25 protein-coding genes are annotated in these 24747 nt (G+C 72.2%); 6 read left to right on the forward strand and 19 right to left on the reverse strand.

What is annotated here, in order from left to right; genetic code table 11:
- Nucleotides 1–675: 675 nt before the first annotated feature.
- From AB0P03_RS33200 to AB0P03_RS33210, 3 genes are all read right to left on the reverse strand, one after another.
- On the reverse strand, nt 676–2163 hold the full coding sequence (locus AB0P03_RS33200; RefSeq protein WP_363632278.1) for an FAD-binding protein: 1488 nt from the start codon (nt 2161–2163) through the stop codon (nt 676–678).
- 357 nt (nt 2164–2520) lie between these two features.
- Entirely contained in the window at nt 2521–4080 is a 1560-nt protein-coding gene (locus tag AB0P03_RS33205; protein WP_363632279.1) for an NAD(P)/FAD-dependent oxidoreductase, read from the reverse strand.
- A 17-nt stretch (nt 4081–4097) separates the two neighbouring features.
- A complete protein-coding gene (locus tag AB0P03_RS33210) occupies nt 4098–4985 on the reverse strand; it encodes a class I SAM-dependent methyltransferase (protein WP_363589033.1) in 888 nt (295 codons plus the stop codon).
- Between the two features lie 839 nt (nt 4986–5824).
- On the opposite strand from AB0P03_RS33210, the gene AB0P03_RS33215 reads away from it, so the two are divergent.
- The 3 genes from AB0P03_RS33215 to AB0P03_RS33225 are packed head-to-tail and all read left to right on the forward strand — an operon-like array spanning nt 5825 to nt 7838.
- Complete coding sequence (locus AB0P03_RS33215) at nt 5825–6085, forward strand: hypothetical protein (RefSeq protein WP_063350787.1); 261 nt, start codon at nt 5825–5827, stop codon at nt 6083–6085.
- Between the two features lie 17 nt (nt 6086–6102).
- Entirely contained in the window at nt 6103–7086 is a 984-nt protein-coding gene (locus AB0P03_RS33220; RefSeq protein WP_363589035.1) for a beta-ketoacyl-ACP synthase 3, read from the forward strand.
- Nucleotides 7083–7838 carry an SDR family NAD(P)-dependent oxidoreductase gene (locus AB0P03_RS33225; RefSeq protein WP_363632280.1) on the forward strand — a complete coding sequence of 252 codons (756 nt, stop codon included), beginning with the start codon at nt 7083–7085 and terminating at the stop codon, nt 7836–7838. The genes AB0P03_RS33220 and AB0P03_RS33225 overlap by 4 nt, the downstream gene beginning before the upstream one ends.
- Nucleotides 7839–8081: 243 nt before the next feature.
- On the opposite strand, the gene tpx is transcribed toward AB0P03_RS33225, so the two are convergent.
- From tpx to AB0P03_RS33255, 6 genes are all read right to left on the reverse strand, one after another.
- Nucleotides 8082–8582, reverse strand: a complete 501-nt coding sequence (gene tpx / locus AB0P03_RS33230; protein WP_063350790.1) for a thiol peroxidase — start codon at nt 8580–8582, stop codon at nt 8082–8084.
- Between the two features lie 264 nt (nt 8583–8846).
- Entirely contained in the window at nt 8847–9329 is a 483-nt protein-coding gene (locus tag AB0P03_RS33235; protein WP_363589039.1) for a hypothetical protein, read from the reverse strand.
- A 138-nt stretch (nt 9330–9467) separates the two neighbouring features.
- Nucleotides 9468–10127, reverse strand: coding sequence for a hypothetical protein (locus AB0P03_RS33240; protein ID WP_363632282.1), 660 nt, complete (start codon nt 10125–10127; stop codon nt 9468–9470).
- The gene (locus AB0P03_RS33245; RefSeq protein WP_363632284.1) at nt 10124–11890 is read right to left on the reverse strand and encodes an alpha/beta hydrolase; all 1767 of its coding nucleotides are present in this window, start codon (nt 11888–11890) and stop codon (nt 10124–10126) included. The genes AB0P03_RS33240 and AB0P03_RS33245 overlap by 4 nt, the downstream gene beginning before the upstream one ends.
- On the reverse strand, nt 11890–12279 hold the full coding sequence (locus tag AB0P03_RS33250) for a type VII secretion target (RefSeq protein ID WP_363632285.1): 390 nt from the start codon (nt 12277–12279) through the stop codon (nt 11890–11892). The genes AB0P03_RS33245 and AB0P03_RS33250 overlap by 1 nt, the downstream gene beginning before the upstream one ends.
- Before the next feature lie 508 nt (nt 12280–12787).
- Nucleotides 12788–13324, reverse strand: a complete 537-nt coding sequence (locus tag AB0P03_RS33255) for a hypothetical protein (RefSeq protein ID WP_363632286.1) — start codon at nt 13322–13324, stop codon at nt 12788–12790.
- Between the two features lie 196 nt (nt 13325–13520).
- Here AB0P03_RS33255 and AB0P03_RS33260 point away from each other — a divergent pair, with 196 nt between their 5' ends.
- Entirely contained in the window at nt 13521–14108 is a 588-nt protein-coding gene (locus AB0P03_RS33260) for a PadR family transcriptional regulator (protein WP_363632288.1), read from the forward strand.
- Nucleotides 14101–15747: an FAD-dependent monooxygenase gene (locus AB0P03_RS33265; RefSeq protein ID WP_363632290.1), complete on the forward strand. Its 1647-nt coding sequence runs from the start codon at nt 14101–14103 to the stop codon at nt 15745–15747. The genes AB0P03_RS33260 and AB0P03_RS33265 overlap by 8 nt, the downstream gene beginning before the upstream one ends.
- 285 nt (nt 15748–16032) lie before the next feature.
- On the opposite strand, the gene AB0P03_RS33270 is transcribed toward AB0P03_RS33265, so the two are convergent.
- Nucleotides 16033–16797 (reverse strand): SDR family oxidoreductase, encoded by a 765-nt coding sequence (locus AB0P03_RS33270; RefSeq protein ID WP_363632292.1) that lies wholly within the window; start codon nt 16795–16797, stop codon nt 16033–16035.
- Between the two features lie 202 nt (nt 16798–16999).
- A complete protein-coding gene (locus AB0P03_RS33275) occupies nt 17000–17563 on the reverse strand; it encodes a YbaK/EbsC family protein (protein ID WP_363632293.1) in 564 nt (187 codons plus the stop codon).
- Nucleotides 17564–17682: 119 nt separating this feature from the next.
- Between AB0P03_RS33275 and AB0P03_RS33280 the strand changes: the two genes are divergently transcribed.
- Complete coding sequence (locus tag AB0P03_RS33280; protein WP_363632295.1) at nt 17683–18570, forward strand: fructosamine kinase family protein; 888 nt, start codon at nt 17683–17685, stop codon at nt 18568–18570.
- A gap of 23 nt (nt 18571–18593) precedes the next feature.
- Here AB0P03_RS33280 and AB0P03_RS33285 read toward each other — a convergent pair whose 3' ends face one another.
- The 8 genes from AB0P03_RS33285 to AB0P03_RS33320 form a co-directional block, all read right to left on the reverse strand.
- On the reverse strand, nt 18594–19085 hold the full coding sequence (locus AB0P03_RS33285) for a cupin domain-containing protein (RefSeq protein WP_363632297.1): 492 nt from the start codon (nt 19083–19085) through the stop codon (nt 18594–18596).
- Nucleotides 19078–19992: an NAD(P)H-binding protein gene (locus tag AB0P03_RS33290; RefSeq protein WP_363632299.1), complete on the reverse strand. Its 915-nt coding sequence runs from the start codon at nt 19990–19992 to the stop codon at nt 19078–19080. The genes AB0P03_RS33285 and AB0P03_RS33290 overlap by 8 nt, the downstream gene beginning before the upstream one ends.
- Nucleotides 19989–20582 carry a PadR family transcriptional regulator gene (locus AB0P03_RS33295; protein ID WP_363632300.1) on the reverse strand — a complete coding sequence of 198 codons (594 nt, stop codon included), beginning with the start codon at nt 20580–20582 and terminating at the stop codon, nt 19989–19991. Before AB0P03_RS33295 ends, AB0P03_RS33290 begins: the two co-directional genes overlap by 4 nt.
- Nucleotides 20583–21457: 875 nt before the next feature.
- A complete protein-coding gene (locus tag AB0P03_RS33300; RefSeq protein WP_363632302.1) occupies nt 21458–22312 on the reverse strand; it encodes a class I SAM-dependent methyltransferase in 855 nt (284 codons plus the stop codon).
- Nucleotides 22313–23122: 810 nt separating this feature from the next.
- Nucleotides 23123–23326 carry a DUF397 domain-containing protein gene (locus tag AB0P03_RS33305; RefSeq protein ID WP_363589764.1) on the reverse strand — a complete coding sequence of 68 codons (204 nt, stop codon included), beginning with the start codon at nt 23324–23326 and terminating at the stop codon, nt 23123–23125.
- A gap of 77 nt (nt 23327–23403) precedes the next feature.
- Nucleotides 23404–23910 carry a GNAT family N-acetyltransferase gene (locus AB0P03_RS33310; RefSeq protein ID WP_363589766.1) on the reverse strand — a complete coding sequence of 169 codons (507 nt, stop codon included), beginning with the start codon at nt 23908–23910 and terminating at the stop codon, nt 23404–23406.
- Between the two features lie 73 nt (nt 23911–23983).
- Nucleotides 23984–24184 carry a DUF397 domain-containing protein gene (locus tag AB0P03_RS33315; RefSeq protein WP_363588088.1) on the reverse strand — a complete coding sequence of 67 codons (201 nt, stop codon included), beginning with the start codon at nt 24182–24184 and terminating at the stop codon, nt 23984–23986.
- On the reverse strand, nt 24147–24747 hold a 601-nt coding region (locus tag AB0P03_RS33320; RefSeq protein ID WP_363632304.1), incomplete at its 5' end, for a DUF5753 domain-containing protein. The genes AB0P03_RS33320 and AB0P03_RS33315, both read right to left, overlap by 38 nt.

A 24747-nucleotide genomic window follows, 5' to 3' on the forward strand; every position in this document is an offset into this window, starting at 1 on the left:
GGCGATGAGGTGGTTCCAGACCTGGTGGGTGGGGGCGTGGATGACGGCTTCGTTGACGAGGTCGTAGGTGTGGATGGTGTGGCCTCCTGTTCTTTCCTGGGGTCCTGAGTTTCTGATGGATTGATTTCCCGGGTTCTTGCTTTTCTGCTGTTCTGGTTTATTGGTCTTTGGGTCTGTATTTCTTTTTCTGTGTGCCGCCTGTCGTTCGTCGCTTGCGGACTGCGGACTGCGGATTGCGGTCTGGTCGTCTGGTGATTTGTGCTTGTCGTTTTCGTTGCGTGTCTGCCGTCTGCCGTCTGCCGTCTGCCGTCTGCCGTCTGCCGTCTGCCGTCTGGCGGTTCTGGCCTGTGCCTGTGGTTTTTCCGTGTTTTGTGTCTGTGCTTTTTTGTTGGTGTGTTTCTGTGTGCCTGTGCCTGTGCCAGTGCTTGTGCTCGTGGCCTGTGCTCGGTGCTCGTGGCCTGTGCTCGGTGCTCGTGGCTTGTGCTTGTGCTTGTGTGCCCGCGGCCGGTGGCTCGTGGCCTGTGCGCCTATTCCTGTGCCTGTGTCTGTGTCTGCGTGCGTTACCTGTGTCTGTGTCTGTGTTTGTGTGCGTTACCTGTGTCTGTGTTTCTGTGGGTCTGTTCCTGTGCGTGTTCCTGTGTGTGTTTCTGTTTCTGTTTTTGTGTGTTTGTGTTGTTAGGGGAAGATGTTTTGGCCGGGGGTGAGGGTGTGGGTGGGGTCGTATTTGTGTTTGGTGTTGGTGAGGTTGTTCCATTGGGGGCCGTAGTGGTTTTTCCAGTCGGTGGGGGTCATGTGGGGGATGGCGCCGACGAGGTAGCGTTTGGCGCCGAGGGTGGTGGCGTGGTCGTAGAGGGTGCGGTTGTGGGTGAGTTGGGTGGTGGGGTTGGTGTTGGGGTGGGGGAAGGTGAGGAGGTCGAAGAGGTAGGTGGTGGGTTCGTTGGGGGTGATGGCGTAGGGGTGGGTGATTTTGTTGGTGGGGAAGGGGTAGAAGAGGAGGAGGCCTTGGCCGAGGGTTTCGGGGGTGAGGAGGGGGGTGGCGTAGGTGATGAAGTTGGCGGCTTGGGTGGCGGGGAGGAAGAGGCTGAGCCAGGGTTTGGGTTGGTTCCAGTAGCCGAGGTTTTTGAGGTTTTGGGTCCAGGTGTCGGCGCGGTAGGTGTATTCGCGGTAGGTCTGGTCGGTGATGGTGGTTTGGCCGGGGTCGGGGTTGAGTCCGGTGAGGAGGGGTGTGGGGTTGGGGGGTGTGGTGCCGTTGTAGTAGGTGGCGGTTTCGATTTTGTAGTGGGGGGTGGTGTCGGGTCGGGGGATGATTTCGCCGATTTGGGTGTGGAAGCGGCCGTCGTTGAGGATGGTTTGCTGGTCGGTGAGGTAGGTGGTGAGGTTGTTGTAGTAGAGGTTGAAGACGAGGGCGCGTTGGGGGGCGGGGATGAGTTTGACGGTGGCGCGGATGATGATGCCGAATTGTCCGGCGCCGGCGAGGGCGGCGTGGAAGAGGTCGCGGTTTTTGGTGGGGGTGGCGGTGAGGAGGCGGCCGGTGCCGGTGATGATGTCGATGGATTCGACGGTGTCGGCTTGGAGGCCGTGTTTTTGGACGGTGTTGCCGATGCCGCCGATGCTGATGGTGCCGCCGATGGAGAGGTGGAGGTAGTCGGTGAGGCAGGGTGGGGTGAGGCCTTGGTCGAGGGCGGCGTCGGTGAGTTGGGCCCAGGTGACGCCGGCGTCGACGGTGGCGTTGGTGGGGGTGATGGTGTGGATGCGGTTGAGGGTGCGGGCGTCGATGCTGATGCCGCCGGCGGGGGAGGCCTGGCCGTAGTTGGAGTGTGATTCGAGGTCGTTGTCGGTGCCGCTGCGGCCGTTCATGGCGACTTTGAGGCCGTTGCAGCGGGCGTAGTTGATGATTTTGATGATGTCTTGGTCGGAGCCGGGTTTGAGGACGGCGTGGGGGGTGTTGGTGGTGAGGCGGCCGAAGTCGTGGCTGAATTCGGTGAGGGTGGCGGTGTCGGTGGTGAGGGTGCCGTCGAGGGTGGGGACGGGGGAGAGGTGGCCGTGGGTGGTGGGGGTGTTGGTGGTGGCCCAGGTGCGGGTGGTGGTGTTGTAGGCGGTGATGAGGGCGGTGGTGGCGGTGGTGGTGAGGAGGGTTCGCCTGGTGAGGTTGGGGTTGGGCATGGGGGTCCTGTTCGGGTAGGGGCGGGTGGGGCGGGGTGGGTGTTGGGGTGGTGTGTGTCTGTTCGTGGTGTGGGTGTCTGATGGTGTGATGTTCTGGGGTTGGCGGCCGGGTGGGCGGCCTGGTGGTGGTTAGTGTGTGAGGGCGGGTGCGTGGGTCCCTGAGGTGGTGGGGGCTGTGTGGGTGTTCGGTTGTCGGTTGTGTGTCCGGTTCTGGTCTCCGGTGGGGTGTTCCGGGGGTGTGGGCCGGCCGGGCGGCGGGGTCCGTGGGTGGGCGGGTGCCGCCCGGCCGTGTTGGGTGTGCCTTTGTGGTTGTGCCCGTGTGCCCGTGTGCCTGTGTGCCGGGCAGGGGGGTGGGGGTTAGGGGGTGGTGTGGGTGACGGTGGCGCGTTGGTAGTTGAGGAGGTCGAAGCGGCGGGTCTGGCGGCGGAAGCGGTAGGTGTAGGTGGGCCAGATGGAGGGGTTGTTGCCGTGTTGGTCGGTGTACCAGCTCTGGCAGCCGCCGGTGTTCCAGACGGTGTTCTTCAGGCGGTCGGTGAGGGTCTGGTTGTAGGTGTTCTGGGCTTCGGGGCGGACCTCGACGGAGGTGATGCCGTGGGTGTCGATGGTTTTGAGGGCGTCGATGATGTAGGCGATCTGGGCTTCGATCATGACGGTCTGGGAGGAGTGGCCCAGGGTGGTGTTGGGGCCCAGGAGCATGAAGAGGTTGGGGAAGCCGTGGATGGTGGTGCCGCGGTGGGCTTTCATGCCGTGGGTGTGCCAGGTGTCGCGCAGGGTGGCTCCGTCGCGGCCGTGGATGCGGCGGGCGACGGGGCGGTCGGTGGCGGTGAAGCCGGTGGCGAGGATGATGGTGTCGATGGTGCGGGTGGTGCCGTCGGCGGTGGTGATGTGGGTGGGGCCGATGTCGGTGATGGTGTCGGAGACGATGTCGACGTTGGGTTGCTGGATGGCGGGGTACCAGGTGTTGGAGAAGAGGAGGCGTTTGCAGCCGACGGTGTAGTCGGGGGTGAGGCGCTGGCGCAGGCCGGGGTCGGGGACGGATTTCTTGAGGTGGCCGGCGGCCATGTTCTTCATGCCGGTGGTGCGGCCTGGGCGGGACATGAAGAACGCGACGATCTCGCGGCCGTTCTTGTTGAAGGCGCGGCGGAAGCGCTGGTAGCCGGGTAGGTGGCGCAGCATCCAGGTGTGGCGTGGGGTGTTGGGCTTGTCGGGTTTGTGGGCGACCCAGGGCGGGGTGCGCTGGTAGAGGTCGAGGCGGGCGACCTGGTTCTGGATGGCGGGGACGAACTGGATGGCGGAGGCGCCGGTGCCGATGACGGCGACGTTGCGGCCGGTGAGGTCGTGGTCGTGGCGCCAGCGGGCGGAGTGGAAGAGGGTGCCGGTGAAGGTGGCCAGGCCCGGCAGGTCGGGGACGGCGGGTTCGGAGAGGTAGCCGGTGCCGGTGATGAGGATCTGCGCGGTGTAGCGGCCGTGGGTGGTGTGGATGCGCCAGTGGCGGTGGTCGGTGTCCCAGTGGGCGTCGAGGAGTTCGTGGCCGTAGCGCAGGTGGGGTTCGACGCCGAAGCGGTGGGCGGTGTCCTTGAGGTAGGCGTGGACTTCGGCCTGGGTGGCGAAGGTGGACTTCCACTCCGGGTTGCGGGCGAAGGAGAAGGAGTAGAGGTGGGCCTGGACGTCGCAGGCGCAGCCGGGGTAGGTGTTGTCGCGCCAGGTGCCGCCGAGGTCGGTGGCGCGTTCGAAGACGAGGAAGTCGTCGGTGCCGGTCTGCAGGAGGCGGATCGCGGTGCCCAGGCCGGAGATGCCGGCGCCGATGATGGCGACTTTGAGGTGGCGTACGGCGGTGGTGTCGGGGTGGGTGGTGGCGCCGGCGGGTTCGGGTTGGTCGGCGCCGGAGGGGGCGGGGTGTTCGGCGGTGGTGGTCATGGCCGGGGTGTCCCCTTTCAGGCGCGGCGGGTGAGGGTGACGCGGAAGTTGTTGAAGATGTGGTCTTCGAGGGTGTAGGCGAAGATGTCGAGGTAGCGCTCGAAGCGCTGGACGGTGGTCTCGTCGGCCATGGCGACGGCTTCGTCGCGGCGGGCGGCCAGGAGCTGGAGCCAGGCGCGGCAGGCGCGGGCGAAGGACTCGGGTTCGTTGCGGATCTCGGTGACTTCGAAGAGGCCGTCGAGGCCGGCGGCGAGTTCGGGCAGGCGCGGGATGTGGCAGCCCTCGAACTCCTCGCGCTGGAGGAACTTGAGGTCGTCCAGGAGCTGGCGGCGCAGCGGGGGGTTCTCGACGGTCATGGTGTGCAGGACGAAGCGGGCGCCGGGCTTGAGGAGGGAGTGGACCTGCTTGAAGAAGACGCGGTAGCGCTGGGTGCGCTCCTTGGGGGTGAGGGAGGAGAGTACGAAGTGTTCGAGGGCGTTGATGCAGAACGCGGCGTCGTAGGGCTCGCCTTCGGCCTTGTGGTCCTCCCAGCTCTCGACGCGGGCGTGGATGGCGGGGTTGTCGAGGGCGGCGACGAAGTCGGCCTGGGTGCGGGAGAGGGTGACGCCGACGGCCTGCTGGACGCCGTGGACGGTGGTGAGGCGGTTGAGCATGGTGCCCCAGCCGCAGCCGATGTCCAGGACCTTGGCCTTGCCGGCGGCCTGGGCGAGGTCGGTGAAGACGTCGAGCTTGCGTTCCTGGGCCTCGTCGAGGGTGGCGACGAGGTCCTCGCCGTCCTCCCAGTAGCCGCCGGAGTACATCATGGTGGGGCCGAGGATGAGCCGGTAGAGGTCGTTGCCGACCTCGTAGTGGTGGCGGATCGCGTCGACGTCGGGGTTGATGGAGCGGGTCTCGGCGGTGGTCATGCGGGTGTGCCCCTGTTCTGATGGCGGATCGGGTGGACTGGACTGGGCTCGGCCGTGTTCGGCCGGGCCGGGTGGTGCCCGGCCGGGCTCGGCCGGGCGGTGGGGCCGGGGGCGCCGTTGTCCGGGTGGACGGCCGTGTCGGTGGCGGTGGTCGGTCCCGTGCGGTGCGGGCGTTGGTGCCGGTGAGGGCGGTTGGCGGGCGTCCGTGTGGTGGCCGGGCCGCCCTGACGCGGTGCGTGCCCGGTGTGGTGCGTCCCCGGTGCGTGCGTCCCCGGCGCGGTAGGGCCCTGGTGCGGTGGGTCCCGGCATGGTCGCCGGCGGTGCGGTGTCCACGCCGCGGTGCGTCGCGGTGCGGTGTGGTGCGTCCCCGGTGCGTGCGTTCCTGGTGCGGTGGGTCCCGGCACGGTCGCCGGCGGTGCGGTGCGGTGCGGCGTTGTGCGGTGCGGTGTCCGCGTCGCGGTGGGGGGTGGTGCGGGTTGTTCCCTCCCGGTGCGGCGCGGTGGGGGGTGGTGGGTGTCGTGCGTGTGGGTGCGGTGTCTCGGGTCAGGTAAGCGCGTGTCTCGCAAGCGGTGCGCAAGCGTGGGTGGGGGGCCGGGGTTGCGGGGCGTTTGCGTGGGGGTGGGTTTCATGCGGTTTCGACAAGACACGCGGCCCCCACGGCCTTCCCGGGTTTCCCCGGAGGGGTTTTCGGGTTCCGTCGCGGTGCGTCCCGTGGCCTGTGGGCGGCGGGGTGCGCGGTGGCGGTGTCCGTCACCCCCGGGGGGTGTGTTCTCCGGGTCTGTTCTGCCTCATCACGTGTTGGCGCCCGTTCCGGGGCGTCCAGGAAGGAACGATCACTCATGTCCGACATCCCCACCATCGAGGACCTGGCCGCGCAGTTGCAGGCGGTCTCCGGAGCGCAGGAGATCGACGCGGACGCGGCGCTGCAGCACATCGCGGACGTGGACTCGCTGGATCTGATGGAGTGGCTGTACGGGTTCCAGAACCAGTACCCGCACATTCCGGCGGACGAGTCGCTGTTCGCGGACATCGACGACACGACGACGCTGCGGGTGGTGCACGAGCGGATCCTGGCGCTCGTGGGCCAGGCCGGCGTCTGAGCGCGGGGCACTGCTCGATGAGCGGCTTCGACATCACCGGGTGGGGGATCTCGGTCCCCGAGCGCGTGGTGACCAGCGTGGAGCTGGCGGAGCGTTTCGGTGTGGACGAGCACTGGATCGTCTCCAGGTGCGGGATCCGGGAGCGGCGGGCGGTCGGGGCGGGGCAGAGCACCGCGTCGATGGCGGTTCAGGCCGGGCGCCGGGCGCTGGAGCGGGCGGGGCTGTCGGGTGCGGACATCGCGCACCTGATCGTGGCGACGGCGACGCCGGAGCAGCCCTCGCCGGCGACGTCGGCGTTCGTCCACGACGAGCTGGGTATCGCGGGCAGCGCGCACGACGTGAACTCCGAGTGCGCGGGGTTCGTGTACGCGCTGGTGACGGCGGTGGGTCTGCTGCGCATGGATCCGCGGCCGATCCTGGTGATCGGTTCGGACACCCACACGCTGACCGCGAACCCGGCGGACCGGGACCTGTCGATCCTGGTGGGTGACGGGGCCGGTGCGGTGGTCCTGCAGCCCGGCCCGGTGGAGCGGGTCCTGGCGTGGAACCTGGGTGCGGACGGCTCGTGCAAGGACAGTCTGAAGGTCCTGGCGGGGGGTTCGCGGATGCCCACGACCGAGGAGACGGTGCGTCGCGGTCTGCACTACGCGCAGATCAACGGCAACGAGATCTACCTGAACGCGGTGCGCTACACGGTGCGTACGATCCGCGAGACGCTGGAGCAGGCGAAGCTGACGCCGGCGGACGTGGACCATGTGGTGCCGCACCAGGCGAACATCCGGATCATCAACTCGGTGCTCGCCCATACCGGGATTCCCGCGGACCGTCTGGTGGCGAATCTGGACCGGTACGGCAACACCGCTTCGGCGTCGATCCCGATCGCGCTGGCGGAGGCGTTGGACGCCGGGCGTATCCAGGACGGGGACACGGTGCTGCTGGCCGGGTTCGGTGCCGGGATGACGTGGGGTTCGGTCCTGTTGACGTGGGGAGGGGCGCGGTGAGCGGCAAGGGTGCTTTCGGGCAGCGGCCCGCGTCCCCGGTGGCGCTGGTGACCGGCGCTTCGGGGGGGCTGGGCCGGGAGCTGGCGCTGGCGCTGGACGCGGCCGGGTGCCGGGTCGCGGTGCACTACAACAGTGCCCGCCAGGCCGCCGAGGAGGTGGCGGGCAAGCTGGCCGGCGACCATGTCCTGGTCAGTGGGGACGTCGCGGACTACGCGCAGGTCACCGCGATGTACGAGCGGATCACCGAGGCGCTGGGCCCGGTGGACGTGCTCGTCAACAACGGGGCGGTGCGCAGGGACGCGCTGATGGCCATGCAGGATCCGGCGCAGTGGCGGCAGGTGATCGACACGAACCTGGTCGGTTCCTTCCACACCGCGCGGGTGTGCGTGCCGGCGATGCTGCGGGCCCGCTGGGGCAGGGTGGTCAACATCGTCTCCCCGTCCGCGCTGATCGCCACCGCCGGGCAGACCGCCTACGCGGCGTCCAAGGCGGGGCTGATCGGGCTGACCCGCACGCTGGCGGCGGAGTGCGGGCGCCGGGGGGTGACGGTGAACGCGCTGTCGCCCGGGTTCATGATCACGGGGATGACGGACACCCTGCCCGAGCACGTGGTCGCCGGGATGCGGGAGAAGGTGCCGGTGCCGCGGTTCGTGACCCCGCAGGAGGTCGCCCGTTCCATCGGGCTCTTCCTCGACCAGGACTGCATGACCGGACAGGTCATCAGCATCGACTCGGGAGCCTCCATCACCTGACCCGCCCCCGGTTCCCGGCCCGCCCGGCCCCCTTCCCGGCCCGCCCCCCTTGGTGAAGACCTGGGGGGCGGGCCGGGCGGCGTGCGCGGGCGGTGTGCGCGGGCCGGCCCGGGGCCGGGGCGGGTGTGCCGCGGGGGGTTCTAGGCGCGATGCCGGTGACTTAGCAACGATCGTGAGCCGCTGACCTGCGGCAGTGCTTCGGCCAGAGGGCCGTGGAAGACCGCAAAGTCACCGGCATCGGTTCTAGGCGAGGACGGCGAGCGCGGCCTCGTAGTTCGGCTCGTCGGCGATCTCCGCGACCAGTTCGGTGTGCAGGACGGTGTCGTTCTCGTCCAGGACGACGACGGCGCGGGCGGTCAGCCCCGCCAGCGGGCCGTCGGCCAGGGCCACGCCGTAGTTCTCGTGGAAGTCGCGTCCGCGCAGGGTGGACAGGGTCCGGACGCTGTCCAGGCCCTCGGCGCCGCAGAAGCGGGCCTGCGCGAACGGCAGGTCGGCGGAGATGCACAGCACCACGGTGTTGGCCAGCGAGCCGGCCTTGGCGTTGAAGGTGCGCACCGAGGTGGCGCAGGTGGGGGTGTCGATGCTGGGGAAGATGTTGAGGACCTTGCGCTTGCCGGCGAAGTCCTGCAGCGAGGTGTCGGCGAGTCCCTCGCCGACCAGCGTGAACGCCGGGGCCTGGCTGCCGGCCTGGGGCAGCGCGCCGCCGACCTGGACCGGGTTCCCCTTCAGCGTGACCTGAGCCATGAAAAGCCTCCTACCAGCGTGGAATGTGGTGACAACGCCGCCGATCCTACTGCGCGCGCCCGGCCCCGGACGCCGGGCGGCCACCCCTCGGACGCGGGAGGGCGTGGGGGTGCCGCCACCGTGCCTGCCGGTGCGTCTGCCGGCACGTCTGCCGGTGGGTCTGCCGGTGCGCTCACCGGTGCGTCTGCCGGCGGGGCTGGCGGTGAGCCTGCCGGTGCCGCTCGCCGGCGGGTCTGCGGGTGTGCCCGCCAACGGGTCTGGCGTTCAGGCGGACCAGAACGGGTCGTCGTGGCGGGGCAGGACGTCCAGGGTGCCGTCGGGCAGGGTCGGTTCGGGCACGTAGGTGCCGAAGGGGTCGCGGTCGCGGATGACGGGGATGGGGCCGACGGTGGCCTGGAAGGTGATGTTCCCGGCGGCGCCGAACAGCACGGCGACGCCGTATCCGGCGGGTGTGGTGGCGAACATGGCGGGCTGGCGGGGGTTGACGGCGGTGATCCGGTAGCCGCGGTCCTGCCAGCCACGTTCGGTGACGCCCAGCAGCGCCCCGTACTTGGCGGGGGCGACCCGGGTGGTGACGTGCCGTTCGCGGGTGGCGGTGGCGTAGCCCAGGGAGCGGTCCTGGAGGCCGCCGGTGGTCTGCTCGGTGGAGCGCGGCCAGCCGTCCCGGTGGCGCAGCGGGGGGCGGATGGCGGACATCGCCTCGTCGAGGAGCGCGTCGAGGGTGTGGACGGCCTGTTCGGGGGTCATGGCGGGGGCCTTCGGCTGGTGCGGGGTCACGCGGCGGGGGCGGGGCGGGTCCTGGCGAGGGACGGGTCCTGGCGAGGGGGCGGCGGGTCCTGGCGAGGGGGCGGCGGGTCCGGGGAGGGTGTGGCGGGCGGGGGCGGGTCAGGTGGACCAGTAGGGGTCGTCGTAGGCGGGGAGGATGTCGGGGCTGCCGCCGGGCAGGGTCGGTTCGGGGGTGGGGGTGCCGAAGGGGTCGGCGCCGTGGGGGAGCGGGATGGGTCCCACCGCCGCGCTGATGTCGATGTTGCCGGCGTAGGGGTGGATGGTGATGCCGAGGCTTGCGCCGTCGGGGGTGGTGGCGGCCACGCTGTCGGGTCCGGTGGTGAGGCGGTAGCCCTTGGTCTGCCAGGTGCCGCGTACCGCGTCGAGCAGGGCGCCGTACTTGGCGGGGGCGACCTTGGTCGTGATGTTGCGCCGTCGTGAGGCCCGGGCGTAGCCCAGGGAGTGCTCGTCCAGGCCCTTGGCGTACTGCTCGCGCCAGTCGGGCCAGGCGTCCCGGTAGCGCAGTGCGGGCTGGATGCCGGAGGTCGCCTCCTGGAGCAGGTCGTCGAGCCGGTGCAGGGCCTGTGCGGGCTGCATGAGCGGGCCGGGTGTCGCGCTGGTGTCCCCGCCCCCGCCCCCGCCCCCGCCCCCGCCGCCGGTGGCGGCGCAGCCGCCGGCGGTCAGGGCGAGGGCGAGGGCGGCGCAGGCCGCGGCCAGGGGCGCCGGCCGGGAAGCGGGCCGGGGGACGGGCCGGGGGGTCTGGTGGGGGGTCTGGTTCATCGCTGGCCCTGGGTTTTCACGTTGTCGTACCGGCCGGCCACGATCTGGCCGATGTTGTTGACCGATTCCAGGGTCTTGGAGTCCTTCTCGCCGGGGTCGGTCATGTAGTCGGAGTGGGACTGGAAGGAGTTCTCCGCTCCGTCGGCGACTTTGAACCGGTTGGCGCCGAACTCCTCGCCGGCGGGGTCCTGGCCGAACCAGAGCTGGTTGTCGGGGCCGAACCAGTCGTACACCTTGTCGGCGATGTAGCCGCCGCCGAGCATGCCGAGCGGGCCGGCGGAGGCGCCGCCCAGGACGCCGCCGAGGTCGTTGGAGACGCGGCCCTTGGAGGGCAGGTGGCTGACCGGGTCGTTCTCGGCGTCGCCGACCCACACGTGGTGGGGGTCGATGTGCAGCTGGGAGGCGTTGGCGGCGCCGGTGCCGGGGGAGCCGACCAGGATGATGTCGTCGGCGCCGGTGCCGCCGGGGCGCTGTGCGCCCAGGCCCACGGTGGTGGAGCCGTAGCTGTGGGCGAGGGCGACCAGGTGCGCGGGGGTGCCCTCGTGGGTGGCGCGCAGTCCGGCCATGAACGTGTCGTAGGCGGCGCCGCCCTTGGCGGCGCGGTCGGTGTCCATCACGTCCAGGGGCCGGGTGTCGCCGTCGGCGAGTTTCTCCAGTCCGGGCGGCGGGTCGTAGCCGAGCCAGACCATGGAGGCGGTCGCGCTGGTGGGGTCGGCGTTGTGCGCGGCGGTCCACACGTTCAGGGCCCGGTCGGCGTCCTTGCCGCCGACGGCGGACAGTGTGGTGCCCAGTCCCGGCACGTAGGCGCTGACGTTCTTCGCGGTGTCGGGGTCGCCGAAGGACAGGATGCCGCGGCCCTGGCCCTGTTCGCCGACGCCCAGCAGGAACGCGGGCGGCTGCTTGCCGTTCTGCACGTTCAGCTTGTCCCGGATCGCGCGGAAGCCGTCCAGTTTCTGCTTGTCGTCGTCCGACGGGTTCGGCTTGTGCTCGTAGGTGTCGATCAGGTGTGCCAGGTTGAGGCGGTTGGCCTGGTCGCGGGCGGTGGCGGGGATGCCGTCGCGCAGGCCCAGCAGGTCGGGGTGGGCCTGGAGCAGGCGCTGCTGCTCGTCCGGGGTCAGGCCCTTCCACCAGGAGTTGACCTCGGTGGGGGCGGCGCCGGCGGGCGGCCAGCCGGCGGCCATCAGGCCGGTGCCGAGCTCGTCGACGGCCTTGCGGTCGGCGCCGGCCTGCGTCAGGTCCAGTCCGGTGCCGGTGCGGGCCCGCACGGTCAGGTCGTCCAGCAGCTTGGCGATCTTCTGGTCGGCGCCGTCGGCCTCGGTGACGGCGTGGGAGATGCGATCCGCCAGGGCCCTGGCCCGCTGCGGCGTGTCGTAGCCGGGGTCGTGGCGTTCGGCCTGCGAGGGCGCCGGCCAGCTGACCGTGCCGTCCTCGGCGACCGTCAGCCCCGCGCCCTGCGCCTCCTGGAGGGCCTCCTTCAGCTTGGACTGCGCCAGCTGGAAGCTCTCCGAGGCCTCGCGCAGCAGTCCCGAGACCGCGGACATCTCGGTGTGCGCGGCGTCCAGGCGCCCGCTGGTGCGCTGCAGGGAGGCGTTGGCGGCGCCGGCCGCGGTGCCGACCCACTGGCTGTTGAAGACGTGCTTGGTGACCTCGGTGTCCATCGCCTGGACGTGCTTGCCGAACGCGCCGGCCAGGGTGTCGTAGGCGCCGGCGGCGCCGGCCAGGGAGGACAGGTCCGCGTCGCGCAGCTGGGCGAGGGTGACCATCAGTTCACCGCCGGCGCGTAGGGTCCGGCGCCGGGCGGCTTGAGGGCGCCGGCGTTGCCCGTGTCGGTGCCGCGGTAGTTGCCGGCGGTCTGGCCCAGTTTCAGGCTCACCCCGTCCACCTCCGAGGCCAGCTTGTTCAGGCACTCCTCCCACGCCGCCGTGCAGGCGTGCAGCGACGCCCCGGTGCGCCAGCCCGACAGCGCCGCGACCGCCGTGTCGGAGGGCTCGTGGATGTGCTTGAGCTCGCCCGGCATCGCCTCACCGGTGTCCTTGGCGACCTTCGCCGCCGCGTCCAGGTCCACCGGGTTCACCCCGAACAGGGACCCGCCCGCCGGCGGCCCGTACGGCCCGTACAGGCCAGGCCCGTCGGAGCCCGCGTACGCGTTCATGGATCCCGTCCCCCCGCTGGTCGACCTACTGCCGTGCCCGCCTCGGGGCCGGGCTCGCGGCCGGGGTCCCGTGCGGGCATGCGAAACCGCACGCTTGTACGGTTCGCGTCGAAGCATGGCGAAAATAGCAGATCAGCCCACCGGCGCCGACCCGGCCGCGACCCGGCCGCGGCCCGGCGCCTGCCCGGTGACGGTCCGGAGCCTGCCCGGTGACGGCCCGGGGGAGGCTTTCGGTGCCCGTGTCCCGGGGGTGGCGCCCCGTCACCCGGGCCCGGGGCACGGTGGCCGGGCGGCGGCGGGGGCGCGGTCTGCGGCCGCGGTGGCCCGGCGGCGGTGGGGACGGGTTCGCGGCCCGGCCGGTCGGGGGCGTCGCGGGCCCCGCGCGGGGCGGAGCCGTGTGCGGCCGGGTCCGCCTCCAACGTGCCGCGTTGGAGGCGGGCTGCCGCCCGCCGGCGGCGAACACGCAGGTCCACCGGAAGGCCGCCGGGGCCGGTCGCGGCCGGGTGCCTCAGGAGGCGGGGCCCGCCGGCCCGGCCGGGGAGTGCCAGGGGTAGTCGGGGTCCTCGGTGATCCGCACCTGCTGCGGGGCGTCGCGGGGGAAGGTCCAGATCCGTCCCAGGGTGCTGGTGGCGGTCACCGTGGTGTCGTCCAGGGCGACGTCGGCGAACGGGTTGGACGAGCAGGAGATCGCGAGCCACTCCAGGGTGTTCTCCTCGTCGTCGCGGGTCAGCGCGACCCAGCCGATGCTGCCGTGCTCGGACGCCTCGCCCGCGAGGGCGCGGTGGCCGGCGTGGGTGCTGGTGGCGAACACTGTGTCGACGTCCGTCCAGTCGGTGGGGGTCCACACGGTGGCCCGCAGCAGTTCCCCCCAACTCCACTGCTGGGCCCGGGGCTCGTGCAGCCGGTCGGCGGGGGAGAACCGCATGAGGCGCATCACCGACAGCGATCCGTCGCCGAACACGATGAAGTCCCCGTGGGGCACCTCGCGGGAACGCCAGCGCTCATGGACCAGGCCGGCCCGGGGCCGTGCGTCGTCAAAAGCCATGCCCGCCATGATCGCACCCGGCGGCGCCCCGGCCGCGGCCGGGCCCGAACTCCCCCGCGCCGCGCGGCCGGTGCGGCACGGCCCGGCGGCGGGCGACCCGGGCCACCCCCTCCACATACTCGGATCCGAGTAGTACGATCCGAGTATCACGCCCGGGGCCCCGGCCCCGGGGCCCCGCGTGCGACCACGGAGTGCCATGACCGCCAAACGACCCGCCAACCCCCTGGCCCTGGCCCTGCTCGGCCTGCTCCTCGAACAGCCCCTGCACCCCCACGCCATGGCCACCACCCTGCGCGAGCGCCACCTCGACCAGGCCTTCAAACTGACCACCGGTTCGCTCTACGACACGGTGCGCGCCCTGGCCCGCGACGGCTGGATCGAGGCCACCGACACCGAACAGGTCGGCGCGCGCCCCACCCGCACCGTCTACCGCCACACCCCCCAGGGCCGCCAGTACTTCACCCAGTGGCTGGACGAACTCATCCGCGAACCCTCCCGCGAATACCCGAAATTCCTGTCCGCCGTCAGCTACCTCGGCGCCCTGGGACCACACCGCGCCGCCCAGGCACTGCGCGAACGGGCCGCCGCCCTGCAGACCCGCATCACCGAGAGCGAACACGCCCACCACAGCGCCACCCACGAACACCACGCCCCCCGACTGTTCGTCATCGAGGCCGAGTACGCCCACGCCATGCTGCACGCCGAACGCCAATGGGTCCTGCGCACCGCCGAGGAGATCGAACAGGGCACCCTGGCCTGGCCGGAGGCCGCCCCCGATGCCTGACACCCCCACACCCGCGCCCGCACCCGCCGCCACGCCCATGTCCGTGCCGGCCCGTACCGGACAGCGCTTACCCGCCGCCGCGCCCGGAGCCGCCGCGCCCGGGGCCGCAGACGCGGGCGTCCTGGTCGTCGGCGCCGGCCCCGCCGGCCTGATGCTGGCCTGCGAACTGGCCCTGGCCCGCGTGCACACCGTGCTCCTGGAACGCGACCCCGCCCCGCCCGGCTTCTGCCGCGGCTTCAACCTCAACGCCCGCAGCCTGGAACTACTGGAACGCCGCGGCCTGGCCGAACGCCTCCTCGCCGAAGGCCCCACCGCGGCGACCACCGCGTTCACCGCACAGGCCCGCCTCGACCTCGCCGCCATGCGCACCCGCCACCCCTACGTCCTGGGCATCGCCCAGACCAGGGTGGAGGAGATCCTCACCGAACACGCCCACCACCTGGGCGTACGCATCCTGCGCGGCCACCGCCTGAACGCCCTCGACCTCGACGACGACGGCGTCCACGCCCACACCGACACCCCCGACGGCCCCGCACTGCTGCACGCCGGCTGGCTGGCCGGCTGCGACGGCGGCCGCAGCACCGTACGCAAACTCGCCGCCATCGCCTTCCCCGGCACCCCCGCCCGCCGCTTCACCCTGCTCGCGGACGTGGTCCTGACCGACCCGCAGGCGATCCCCTTCGGCGTGAACACCGGCCCGGGCGGCACCGTGTTCGCCATCCCCAGGCCCGGCTACGTCCGCCTGATCACCGCAGACCCCCACCCGCCCCAGGACCGGCACGAACCCCTCACCCTGCCCCGCTTCCAGCAGGCACTGGACCACGCCCTGGGACACCGCGTCCCGATCACCCGCGCCCACTGGCTGACCCGCTTCGGCGACGCCGCCCGCCTGGCCGAACGGCTGCGCCAGGGCCGGGTCCTGCTGGCGGGAGACGCCGCCCACATCCACCCGCCCGCCGGCGCCATCGGCGTCAACGCCGCCATCGACGACGCGATGAACCTCGGCTGGAAACTCGCCCTCGTCGCCCGCGGACAAGCCCCCGAAACCCTCCTGGACACCTACCACACCGAACGGCACGCGGCCGGCGCCAGACTGCTGCGCAACACCCGCGCCCAGGCACTGCTCGCCGGCGACGACGAGGAACTCGCGCCGGTGCGCGACCTGCTCGCCGAACTCGCACAGGCCAAGGACACGGCCGGCCCCCTCGCCGAGGAGATCACCGGCATCGCCACCCGCTACCCGGCCCCCCACGGCAGCGGCCACCCCTGGGAAGGCGCGATGGTCCCGGACATCCCCCTCCAACACGACACCCTCCACGACGACACCCTCCAACACGGCGCCCTGATACCACTGCTGGCCCACACCGGCGCCGGCGCCCTGCTCCTGGAGGACACCACCGCGGCCGAGGCACTGCGCACGGCGGCCGGCCCCTGGACAGACCGGGTGAGCGCGGCGACGGTGCGGCCCGGCGCCCTGCCCGGCACGCCCGCGGTCCTGGTGCGCCCGGACGGCCACGCCGCCTGGACCGCACCACCCAACCAGGCGCCCCAGACCGCCGCCGAACAACTGCGCGCGGCCCTGCACCTGTGGTTCGGGCCAGCGGCGGCACCGGGGCCGGGGGCGCCCGACCTCCCGTAACGCGGCGCCGGGTTCCGCGCGGGGTCCGGGTGCTCCGGCGCTCCGGCCGTGTGCCGCCGGTGTGCCGCCGGGCGAACCGGCGGTGGTGCGCGAGGCGTTGGCGGCGTCCGCGGCACAGGGGTCCGCTGTGCCGCGAGGCCCGTCCTGCCCGCCCGCCGTCCTGCCCGCCGTCCCGCCCGCCGGGCGGGGCAGCTCCCGCGGCCGCCCGGGGCGGCGGGTTGCCCGGGCCCGGGTACGGCCTGCGCGCGGTACGGCCTGCGCGCGGTGCGGCCCCCGCTGCGGCCGCTACAGGTTGACGCCGCCGGTGACGTCGATCTTGGTGCCGGTGATCCAGCGGGCGTCGTCGGAGGCGAGGAAGGCGACCGCGTCGGCGATGTCCGGGATCTCGCCGATCCGGCCGAGGGCGGTCAGGGCGAGGTTGCGTTCCAGGTTCGCCGGGTCGGCCAGCACGTCGGCGGTCATGTCGGTGCGGGTGAACCCGACGACGACGGAGTTGACGGTGATGTTGCGGGGTCCGAGGTACTTGGCCAGGGTGTGGCCGAACACCTCCAGGGCGCCCTTGGTGAGCGGGTAGCCGATGCCGTGGGCGGAGGCGATACGGGTGGAGACGGAGGAGATGTTGATGATCCGGCCGCCGTCGTGCAGCCGTGGCAGCAGCCGCTGGGTGAGGAAGAACGGCGCCTTGACGTTGACCGCGACCATCTCGTCGAACTCCTCGGGAGTGAGGACCTCGATCGGGCGCCCCATGAGATTGAGCCCGGCGTTGTGGACCAGGATGTCGAGCGCCGCTTCCCCGTGCGCGCGCAGCCCGGCCTCCAGCCCGCCCACGAGGGTGTCCACGTCGCCGGGAACGCCCAGTTCGGCGCCCACGGTTAACGCCCGGCCACCGGCCCCGGCGATCGCCGCGACGCACTCCTTCGCCGCCGCCTCGTTGCTGCCGTAGTGCACGGCGACCAGGGCGCCGTCCCGGGCCAGGCGTTCGGCGATGCCCCGCCCGATGCCCCGGCTGGCGCCGGTGACCAGCGCGACCTTCCCGCTGAGGTTTCCCATGTCCACCCTTTCGACCGTGTTCCGCCCAGATCCCGCCGCCCGACCCCCCAAGGTCAGCCTCAGCCGGGTTTGACGTCCACTCAGGTACTGCGGGGTATGGTGCCCGGCCACGGCCACGGCCACGCCACGGCCGCGCACGCCCGGGCCCGAGCCCGAGCCCGAGCCCGGGCCCAGGCCGGTCCCGCCGCCGGCCCCGCCGGGCTCAGGCGGCCAGGCCCGGGAGGACCTCGGCGCCGGGCAGCCGGGCCACCGCCCAGCCGGGCAGGATCAGCTTGCCCCGCCGCCGCCCGCTGCCGATGAGCACGTGATCGGCGGCGGCCACCGCCTCGTCGACCAGCAGCGGCCAGCCGTCCGGCAGGCCGACGGCGGTGATGCCGCCGTACTCCATGCCGGTGGCGGCGACGACGACGTCCACCGGCGCGAAGGAGGCCTTGCGCGCGCCCAGGTGCCTGCGCACGGCGGTGTTGACGTCCAGGCGGGTGTCGGCGCGCACCAGGCAGGCGGCCAGGGTGACGTCGCCGCCGCGTTTGGCGGCGACCACCACGCAGTTCGCGGAGAGCTCCAGCGGCACGTCGTAGGCCTGGCAGAACACCGCGGTGTCCGCCTTGTCGGGGTCGGTGTCCACGTACAGCACGGATCCGGCCCACCGTTGCGCGTCCGCGTTCTTCAACGCGTCGGCGACGGGGGCGGCGAGGTCGCCGCCGACCTCGATCGCCGCGCGGACGAGGGGGAAGTTCCCGAACGGGGCGCGCACGTTCTCGTTCATGCAGCGGACTGTACCGCGCACCCCGGCAGGCCTGGCGCGGGTCCTGCCGCTGCCCCCGGGGCGGCGAAATCCGGTGCCGGCCGGAGTCGGTGGCGCCGGGCGCGGGAAAGGGGCCCGCCATGGAAGATCCTGCGCAGAACACCGATGAGGCGGCCGCCGGACACGACGGTCCGCCGCCGCACCTGCTCCCCGGCCCGCCGGCGCACGCGGTGCGCCTGGCCGGCGGCGCCGCGAACACCGTCTGGCTGGTCACCCTGGCCGGCGGCGGACGCGTGGTGGTGAAGTCCACCCCGGCACTGGCCCCCGACGCGTACGCGAAGGAGGCCCAGGGCCTGCAAGCCCTGCGCACCCACGGCGCGCTGGCGACCCCGCGGGTGCTGGCCCTTCACCCGGACGGCCTGGTCCTGGAAGCCCTCGAACAGCCGCCCGTGCACGACACCGGCTTCTGGGAACGCGCCGCACACGCGCTGGCCGGCCTGCACGCCACCACCGGACAGCGCTTCGGCTGGGCCGAGGACGGCTGGCTCGGCCGCCTGGCACAGCGCAACCCCTGGACCGAGGACGGACACGAGTTCTTCGCCCGCCACCGCCTGCTGCGCTACCTCGACGAACCCCTGGCACGCCAGGTGCTCGGGCCCCGGGGCCGCGCCGACCTGGAACGGATCTGCGACCGGCTGCCCCAACTCCTCCCCGCCGCACCACCCGTCCTCACCCACGGCGACCTGTGGCACGGCAACATCCTCGCCCGCCCGGACGCGACACCGGCGTTCATCGACCCGGCGGTGTGCTGGACGTGGGCGGAGACGGACCTGAGCATGATGTTCTGCACCGGCGGCGTCCCCGCCCGCTTCTTCGACGCCTACCGCGAACACCACCCCCTCACCGACGGCTGGCAGGACCGCATGCGGCTGCTCCACCTGCGCGAACAGCTCAGCTGCGCCGCCCACTTCGGCGCGCGCGACGGCCACACCGGCGACCTGCTCGACGTGCTGCGCACCTACCGCTGACGCGGGCCGCTCGGACGGTGGCCTCAGCGGCCGTCCGGCCTGTGGTGGTCCTGCGGTGTGTCGGGGACCAGTTCCTGGTCGTAGCGGGCCAGGAGGGTCTGCATCATCCGGCGGTTCGGGCGGCCGTCGGCGGCGAGGGCGGCGGCCTCGATGAAGAACTCCTCGAAGCCGGCCGGGGTCAGCGTCACCAGGATCGTGGCGGGGGTGTCGCCGATCGCGGTGAAGGAGTGCGGGTGGGTGCGCGGGACGTGCAGGAAGGCGCCGGGGCCCGCCTCGGTGGTGTGTTCGTCGCACCGCAGGCGGAACGCGCCGCTGACGACGTAGAACGTCTCGTCGTGGCCGCGGTGCAGGTGCAGGGGTGCGCCCTGGCCGGGTTCGAAGGTGGACTCCAGGACGGCGATCGATCCGCCGCTCTGGGCGCCCGCGAGTTTGACGACGTACGGGCTGCCCGGCACGTGGCGGCGCCCGCCGTGTCCGGGGGCCAGGGCGACGGGTTCGCGGTGGGTGTCAGCCACGGCCGGGTTCCGCGCCGGGTTCCGCGCCGGGTTCCCCGCCGGGTTCCCCGCCGGGCTCCTCGGTGAACTGTTCGCGGTGGCGTTCGGCCCAGGCCCGGAAGGGCGTCGCCGCGCGGCCGGTGAGCTGCTGGACCGCGGGCGTGATGGTCGCGGCGAACGGTTCCAGGGAGGCGGCGCGCAGCGCCATGACCGCGTCCGCGGTCTCCGGGCGCAGGCCGTGGTCCAGGAGTGCTCGGCGGGCGGCGTGGGGCGGGATCTCGGTGAAGGCCAGCGGGGTGCCCAGGACGTCGGCCAGGATCGTGGTCATCTCGCCGGGGGTGAGGGCCTGGGGGCCGGTCAGCAGGTGGGCCCGGCCGTCGTGTCCGGGCTCGGTCAGGGCGCGGGCCGCGACGGCGGCGATGTCGGCGGGGTCGATGACGGAGACCCGGCCGGCGGCGAACGGGGCCCGCACGGTGCGGGCCGCGCGGATCGTCCCGGCCCAGGCGAGGGTGTTGGACATGAAGCCCATCGGGCGCAGGAACGTCCATGCCAGGCCGCTGTCCTGGACGGCCTGTTCGCCCGCGCGGTGCCAGCGGGCGACGGGGTCGTCCGCGTCCGGGTCGGCGGCCCGGCCGGAGGACAGCTTGACGACGGCCTCGGCGCCGGCGCGGGCGGCCGCGGCGGCGAGGTTGGCGTCGTGGCGCGGGATGTCGGGGCCGTCGGAGAGCAGGAACACCTTGCGCACGCCCCGCAGGGCGGCGGCCAGGCTGTCCGGCTCGCCGAGGTCCGCGCCGACGACGTCCACGCCGCCCGGCAGGCGGGCCCGGTCGGGGCGGCGGGTGGCGGCGCGCACGGGGGCGCCCAGGGCGGTCAGGTGGCCGACGAGGGCGCGGCCGACGGTGCCGGTCGCGCCGGTCACGAGTATCACGGGGTCCTCCGGGTGTTCCTCGGCGGGGTGTTCATCGTCGGGGTGTTCTTCGGCGGGGTGTTCTTCGTCAGGGTGTCGAGCAGGTCGTCGTGCCAGGCCAGGTCGGCCTTCAGACGGGCGAGGCAGTGCTCGAAGATCCACGGTTCGAGGCCGGTCAGGTCCGGCCTGGCGGCCTCGAACTGCTCCTCGAACAGGGCCACCTGGTCGGCCACGGCCCGCCGGCGCGCGGCCACGGCCCCGGCCAGGTCCTCGTCGGTGAGGTCCGCGGTGTACTGCAGGGCCAGGTCGACCGGGTCGGGCAGCAGACGCACCCTGCCCAGCGCCGCGTCGCGCAGGGCGGCGAGCTCCCGGCGGCCCCGGTCGGTGATCGCGTAGACGGTCCGCTCGGGCGGGTTGCCGACCTTCTCGCTGCGCACCACCTCGACCAGGCCGTCGTCGGCCATCCGGTGCAGGACGCTGTAGAGCGATCCGGGCTTGACGTCGGTCCACAGCTCGGTGCGGTCGAGCTGGGCCGCCTGGCGGATCTGGTAGCCGTGCATCGGCCCGCCCCGGGCCAGCGCGCCGAGTGCGAAGAGTCGCGAAGTGCTCACATCACTAGTCGAACACGACTACGACCCATAGTCAAACGCGACTACGGGTGCGGGGCCGTGATGGTTCTGCGGGCCCGGACGTGGGGGCGGCGCGGGAAGTCGGCCGGTCCGACTTCCCACGCCGCCGCGTCCACCGCCAGGGGCGGGTGCGCCCCGGGGCGAAGCGTTCCCGCGGCCCCGCTGCTCCCCGCAAGGGGCCGCCGTTACAACGGAGTTGGCCGTCCCTGGCGTCTCCGACACCTGCGCGGGGGAGGTCGTGGCCGCCGTGGTCTCGGCCGACGGGCCGCGTTCCCCGACAGGTGCGTGGTGTCAGCCGACCCGACTCGAATCGGGCTGCTGGTCGCCCAGTGCCGCGGTGGCTGGACGGGAGCGGGCAATCGCCGGACGGGCACTGGGTTTCCGGGCCGGCGGATATGACTGCTGCCGGTGACCGAAGGCCCCACCTCGGCCTCCTCGCCGGGCAGGTGGATCCGCGGGACCATCCCGTCGACGTGCCGGTGGCCCTCGCGCTCCTCGTCCGCGGTCTCCGGGCGGCGCTTGTCGATGTAGTCGCGCACCGTGTTGTCGGACGCGTCGCGGAAGTCGTACGGGCTCGCCAACCGCTGGAAGACCCGTTCGATGGTGTGCTTCTGCTTGCGCGGCGCGGTCAGGTCCAACCCGCGGCAATCCCGACGCCGGCCTCCCGACATGACCGCGACCGCAGAGCGGTCTCCGACAGGACCGTGATCGCCGGACTCACCCCGACGTGCCGGGCGGACGGCGTACCGCATTCACTCGGGCGCGGGCATGTCGACCGGACCCGCGGCCTGGTCCGGGCCCGATCTCGGTTCGCGCCCGTCGGGCGGTCGCGGCCCCGGACCGGCGTCCCGGTCCGCTCAGCGGGCGGTCAGCGAGTAGGCCGGCAGCGGCGTGTTGCCGTGGTCCCTCGCCAGGGACCGGAGCACATCCGCCTGGCTCAGCACCAGGTCCAGTACCGGCTGCGGCAGCTCGGCCATCCGGTCGACGGTGTCGAGCAGTGCCGTGCAGGCGTCCACCTCCCAGTCGCCGTCCTGTAGGGCGGTTGTGTCCACGGGCTGCCCCGGGACGGGATCCCAGCCTGTCGCCGCGAGGACCCGGAGCAGGCCTGCGTGGGAGAACGGAGTGCGCACATTGCCTTCGCCCCGCGACCCGCTCGCCATGATCTGCCCCTGGATCAGGACGGCCAACAGGTGGGGCAGTTGGTCGGCCGAGCAGGGTGCGAGGTCCCACTCGGCGAAGCAAAGGTTCCGTGCCCAGCGGCGGACCCGGGCGAGGGTCTCCCGCAGCTGGTCCAGGGAGGCGAAGTACCAGGAGCAGTGTGCCAGGACGGCGTAGTCGAATCCGCTGTCGGGGAAGGTGACCGCCTCGTCGAGGACGTCCAGGCCGAAGCGGAAGTCGATGCGAGAGCCCAGAGGCGTCGCCTTGAGGCGCTCCGCCGACTGCCCCAGGGTGACCGGGGCGCCGTACGACGGATCCGCGATGTCGACCGCGACCACCCGGCCCTGCGGGCCGACGGCCTCGGCGAGGACGGCCGTCATGTCACCCTGTCCGCAGCCGACCTCCAGGACCGACGCTCCGGCCGGGATGCCCCAGCTGGAGACGAGGGCGGCCCGGTAGCGGGTCTGGGTCAGCTGGATGTCGGGGCTCACGTCGGCGGCGGCCATGGCGGCCGCGATCGAGGGTGCCGTCGCGATCAGGTCGGTCTTGTTCACAGAATCCTTCGTCGTGCTCTTCGGGAGCGGTACGTGCCGAGACCGCTGTTGCGCAGGTCCGGATCGGCGCCGCTCGTTGATCCCCAAGAACTACCAGACATGGCCGACCATCCAGCCGTGATGACGACCAGATCATCCGGGACGGGACAACTGGAGCCAGGTCAACTTGCTCCTCAGTGGAGCCACTTCAAGCTGCCGCGGTGGTACCAGCGGAACCTGCTGCAGACACTGCGGCTGTACGGACCTGTTCACGGCCTTCCGCCGGACGGCGGCGCGGCCTGTTCCGACGGCTTTCCGGTCCTTCTCGTGCTCGCCGTTCTGTTCGGCCTGGTGATCCTGCCGGTCGAGGCGGTGTGGTGGGTGCGGGGGACGCCCCGCTGCCAGCTGAGCGTCGAGGCCGGCGGGCCGCAGCCGCGCAGTCTCCTGCCCGGTGTCAAGCCCCGGGCGCAGACGGAGGACTGTCGCCGGAGCCTGACCGCCGCCATCGGCGAGCACGGCGGGGCAGCGGCGCCCCGCACCCCGCACCCGCAGGAGGCCGGAGCGCTGCCGGCTGCGGCCGGCCGCCGCCCCCGAGTCCCCAAGGCCCGCAGGGCGGCGAAGGCGACGAGGGCGGACCGAAGCGCGGGAAGTCGGCCGGTCCGACTTCCCGCGCGGAACCACTGGTTTGTCGGGCCCCCCGTCCTACCGGGTTCTGTTCGGCACCCGCTCCGAGGCCTGGTGGATCCTCTGCTGCCGGACGGGTCCTTTGCTCTCACTGTTCGTCGCGGCCCCGGCTGCGCGGCCGGGGCCGCGACGGGGGTGGCTGGCGGGTCAGGCGGTGGGGAAGTCGCCGGCCTTGACCCCGGTGACGAAGGCGGACCAGGCGTCGGCGGGGAAGACCAGCGCGGGGCCGTCGGGGTCCTTGGAGTCGCGGACGGCCATGCCGCCGACGACGACGCGCCCCGCCTCCACGCACTCGCTCGCCTGTGCGCTGTAGCTGCTCTTGCGCCACTTTGTCTGGTCGTTCGCGTGCACGGCTGTCTCCCTTGGCCGCAGGATGTTGTGAACGAGACGCTACGCCAAGGGGGTTGGCTTTCGGTACAGCATCGCGATCAGTGGCGGCGCGTCCGGGCGGGGGCGGACCTCGTTGAGTCCTCGTAGCTCCACGCCGTGTCCAGCGCGTGCACTTTGCCGTCCCCGGCGGCGGGGTTGACCATGAGCGTGGCCCGCTCCTCGGGTCGGGCGGAGAGGAGCGCGTCGTGGATGCGGCGGGCGGCGCCGGTGCCGCGCCATCGGGTGCGTACGCCCAGCTCCTTGAGGGCGAACACCAGTGCGGCGGTGAGGTGGTGGGGCATCGGGCGGGCCATGCGGGTCCACCAGCGGTCGGCCGCCTCGACGGTGTTGCCGTAGGCGTAGCCGACGGGCACGCTGCCGGCGTAGCCGATGACGGCCTCGAAGCCGGGCTCACCGCCGTGGCGTTGCAGGCGTTCGCCGAAGGCGGGCAGGGCGTAGTTGGGCAGGTGCAGCAGCGGGGCGCGCACCTCGGCGTACAGGGCGGCCAGCTCATGGCGGACCGCGTCGGTGAGTTCGCGGTGGTGGCGCAGTTCGATGCCGGTCATGCCGCCGTCCTAGGGGAGTCCGTGAAAGGCCCGGGTCCCTGCCGCAGCGGCAGGGCCCGGGCCTGCCAAACCGTCAGATCTGGCCGAACTCGCCGCCGCGTACGGCCGTCACGAAGGACTGCCAGGCATCAGCGGAGAAGGCCAGCCGGGGGCCGTCGGGGTCCTTGGAGTCCCGGACGCGGCCCGGGTGTGCGTCGTCGACCTCGACGCAGACACCGCCGTCATTGTTGCTGTGGCTACTCTTTCGCCATTCTTCCTGCGTCTCTGCTCGCACGGCCGTACTCCTTCAGAATGCGTCTGATCATCGCCCGGGAGTCCCGGGGCGACAGGGCCTGGGCCCTCAGTAGATCGTAGGACTCACGCCGCTCGGCGACCTTGGGCATTTCGTCGATGACCTCACCGTTCTTTGCACCTTCCGCCCAAGCGATCACACCGCCCGCCGGGAGGGTGTACAGCATGAGGGAACCGCCCATCTCAGGGTGTTCGCCGGCGGCGAAGGGCAGGACCTGGATCGTGATGAAGGAGCGCTTTTCGTCTGCTAGGGCGGTGAGTTGCTCGCACATCACATGGAGTCCGCCGACTGGTCGCCGGAGCGTCGCCTCGTCCAGGATGAACCAACATCGCGGCGGCGTCGTGGAATCCAGCCGCTTCTGACGTTCGAGTCGTGCGGCGAGCAATGCGTCGATCTCTTGCTCGGTAGCGTGCTGTTGGCCTGCACGTAGCGAGTGTCGGGCGAAAGAAGGAATTTGCAACAGGCCGGGGATGGTCGCAGAGGCGAACTCCTCGATGACGGCGGCCTGACCCTCCAGATGGATCGCCTGCCGGTACTTGCCAAGG

Source organism: Kitasatospora sp. NPDC088779, from assembly GCF_040685395.1.
Classification (GTDB): Bacteria; Actinomycetota; Actinomycetes; order Streptomycetales; family Streptomycetaceae; genus Kitasatospora.

What these genes read in the sequence shown, in the direction of transcription:
- AB0P03_RS33205 (WP_363632279.1), bottom strand. Translation starts at nt 4,080, where the DNA reads ATGACCACCACCGCCGAACACCCCGCCCCCTCCGGCGCCGACCAACCC.
- AB0P03_RS33215 (WP_063350787.1), top strand. Translation starts at nt 5,825, where the DNA reads ATGTCCGACATCCCCACCATCGAGGACCTGGCCGCGCAGTTGCAGGCG.
- AB0P03_RS33220 (WP_363589035.1), top strand. Translation starts at nt 6,103, where the DNA reads ATGAGCGGCTTCGACATCACCGGGTGGGGGATCTCGGTCCCCGAGCGC.
- AB0P03_RS33235 (WP_363589039.1), bottom strand. Translation starts at nt 9,329, where the DNA reads ATGACCCCCGAACAGGCCGTCCACACCCTCGACGCGCTCCTCGACGAG.
- AB0P03_RS33260 (WP_363632288.1), top strand. Translation starts at nt 13,521, where the DNA reads ATGACCGCCAAACGACCCGCCAACCCCCTGGCCCTGGCCCTGCTCGGC.
- tpx (WP_063350790.1), bottom strand. Translation starts at nt 8,582, where the DNA reads ATGGCTCAGGTCACGCTGAAGGGGAACCCGGTCCAGGTCGGCGGCGCG.
- AB0P03_RS33280 (WP_363632295.1), top strand. Translation starts at nt 17,683, where the DNA reads ATGGAAGATCCTGCGCAGAACACCGATGAGGCGGCCGCCGGACACGAC.
- AB0P03_RS33245 (WP_363632284.1), bottom strand. Translation starts at nt 11,890, where the DNA reads ATGGTCACCCTCGCCCAGCTGCGCGACGCGGACCTGTCCTCCCTGGCC.
- AB0P03_RS33240 (WP_363632282.1), bottom strand. Translation starts at nt 10,127, where the DNA reads ATGAACCAGACCCCCCACCAGACCCCCCGGCCCGTCCCCCGGCCCGCT.
- AB0P03_RS33310 (WP_363589766.1), bottom strand. Translation starts at nt 23,910, where the DNA reads ATGACCGGCATCGAACTGCGCCACCACCGCGAACTCACCGACGCGGTC.
- AB0P03_RS33275 (WP_363632293.1), bottom strand. Translation starts at nt 17,563, where the DNA reads ATGAACGAGAACGTGCGCGCCCCGTTCGGGAACTTCCCCCTCGTCCGC.
- AB0P03_RS33255 (WP_363632286.1), bottom strand. Translation starts at nt 13,324, where the DNA reads ATGGCTTTTGACGACGCACGGCCCCGGGCCGGCCTGGTCCATGAGCGC.
- AB0P03_RS33265 (WP_363632290.1), top strand. Translation starts at nt 14,101, where the DNA reads ATGCCTGACACCCCCACACCCGCGCCCGCACCCGCCGCCACGCCCATG.
- AB0P03_RS33270 (WP_363632292.1), bottom strand. Translation starts at nt 16,797, where the DNA reads ATGGGAAACCTCAGCGGGAAGGTCGCGCTGGTCACCGGCGCCAGCCGG.
- AB0P03_RS33250 (WP_363632285.1), bottom strand. Translation starts at nt 12,279, where the DNA reads ATGAACGCGTACGCGGGCTCCGACGGGCCTGGCCTGTACGGGCCGTAC.
- AB0P03_RS33200 (WP_363632278.1), bottom strand. Translation starts at nt 2,163, where the DNA reads ATGCCCAACCCCAACCTCACCAGGCGAACCCTCCTCACCACCACCGCC.
- AB0P03_RS33210 (WP_363589033.1), bottom strand. Translation starts at nt 4,985, where the DNA reads ATGACCACCGCCGAGACCCGCTCCATCAACCCCGACGTCGACGCGATC.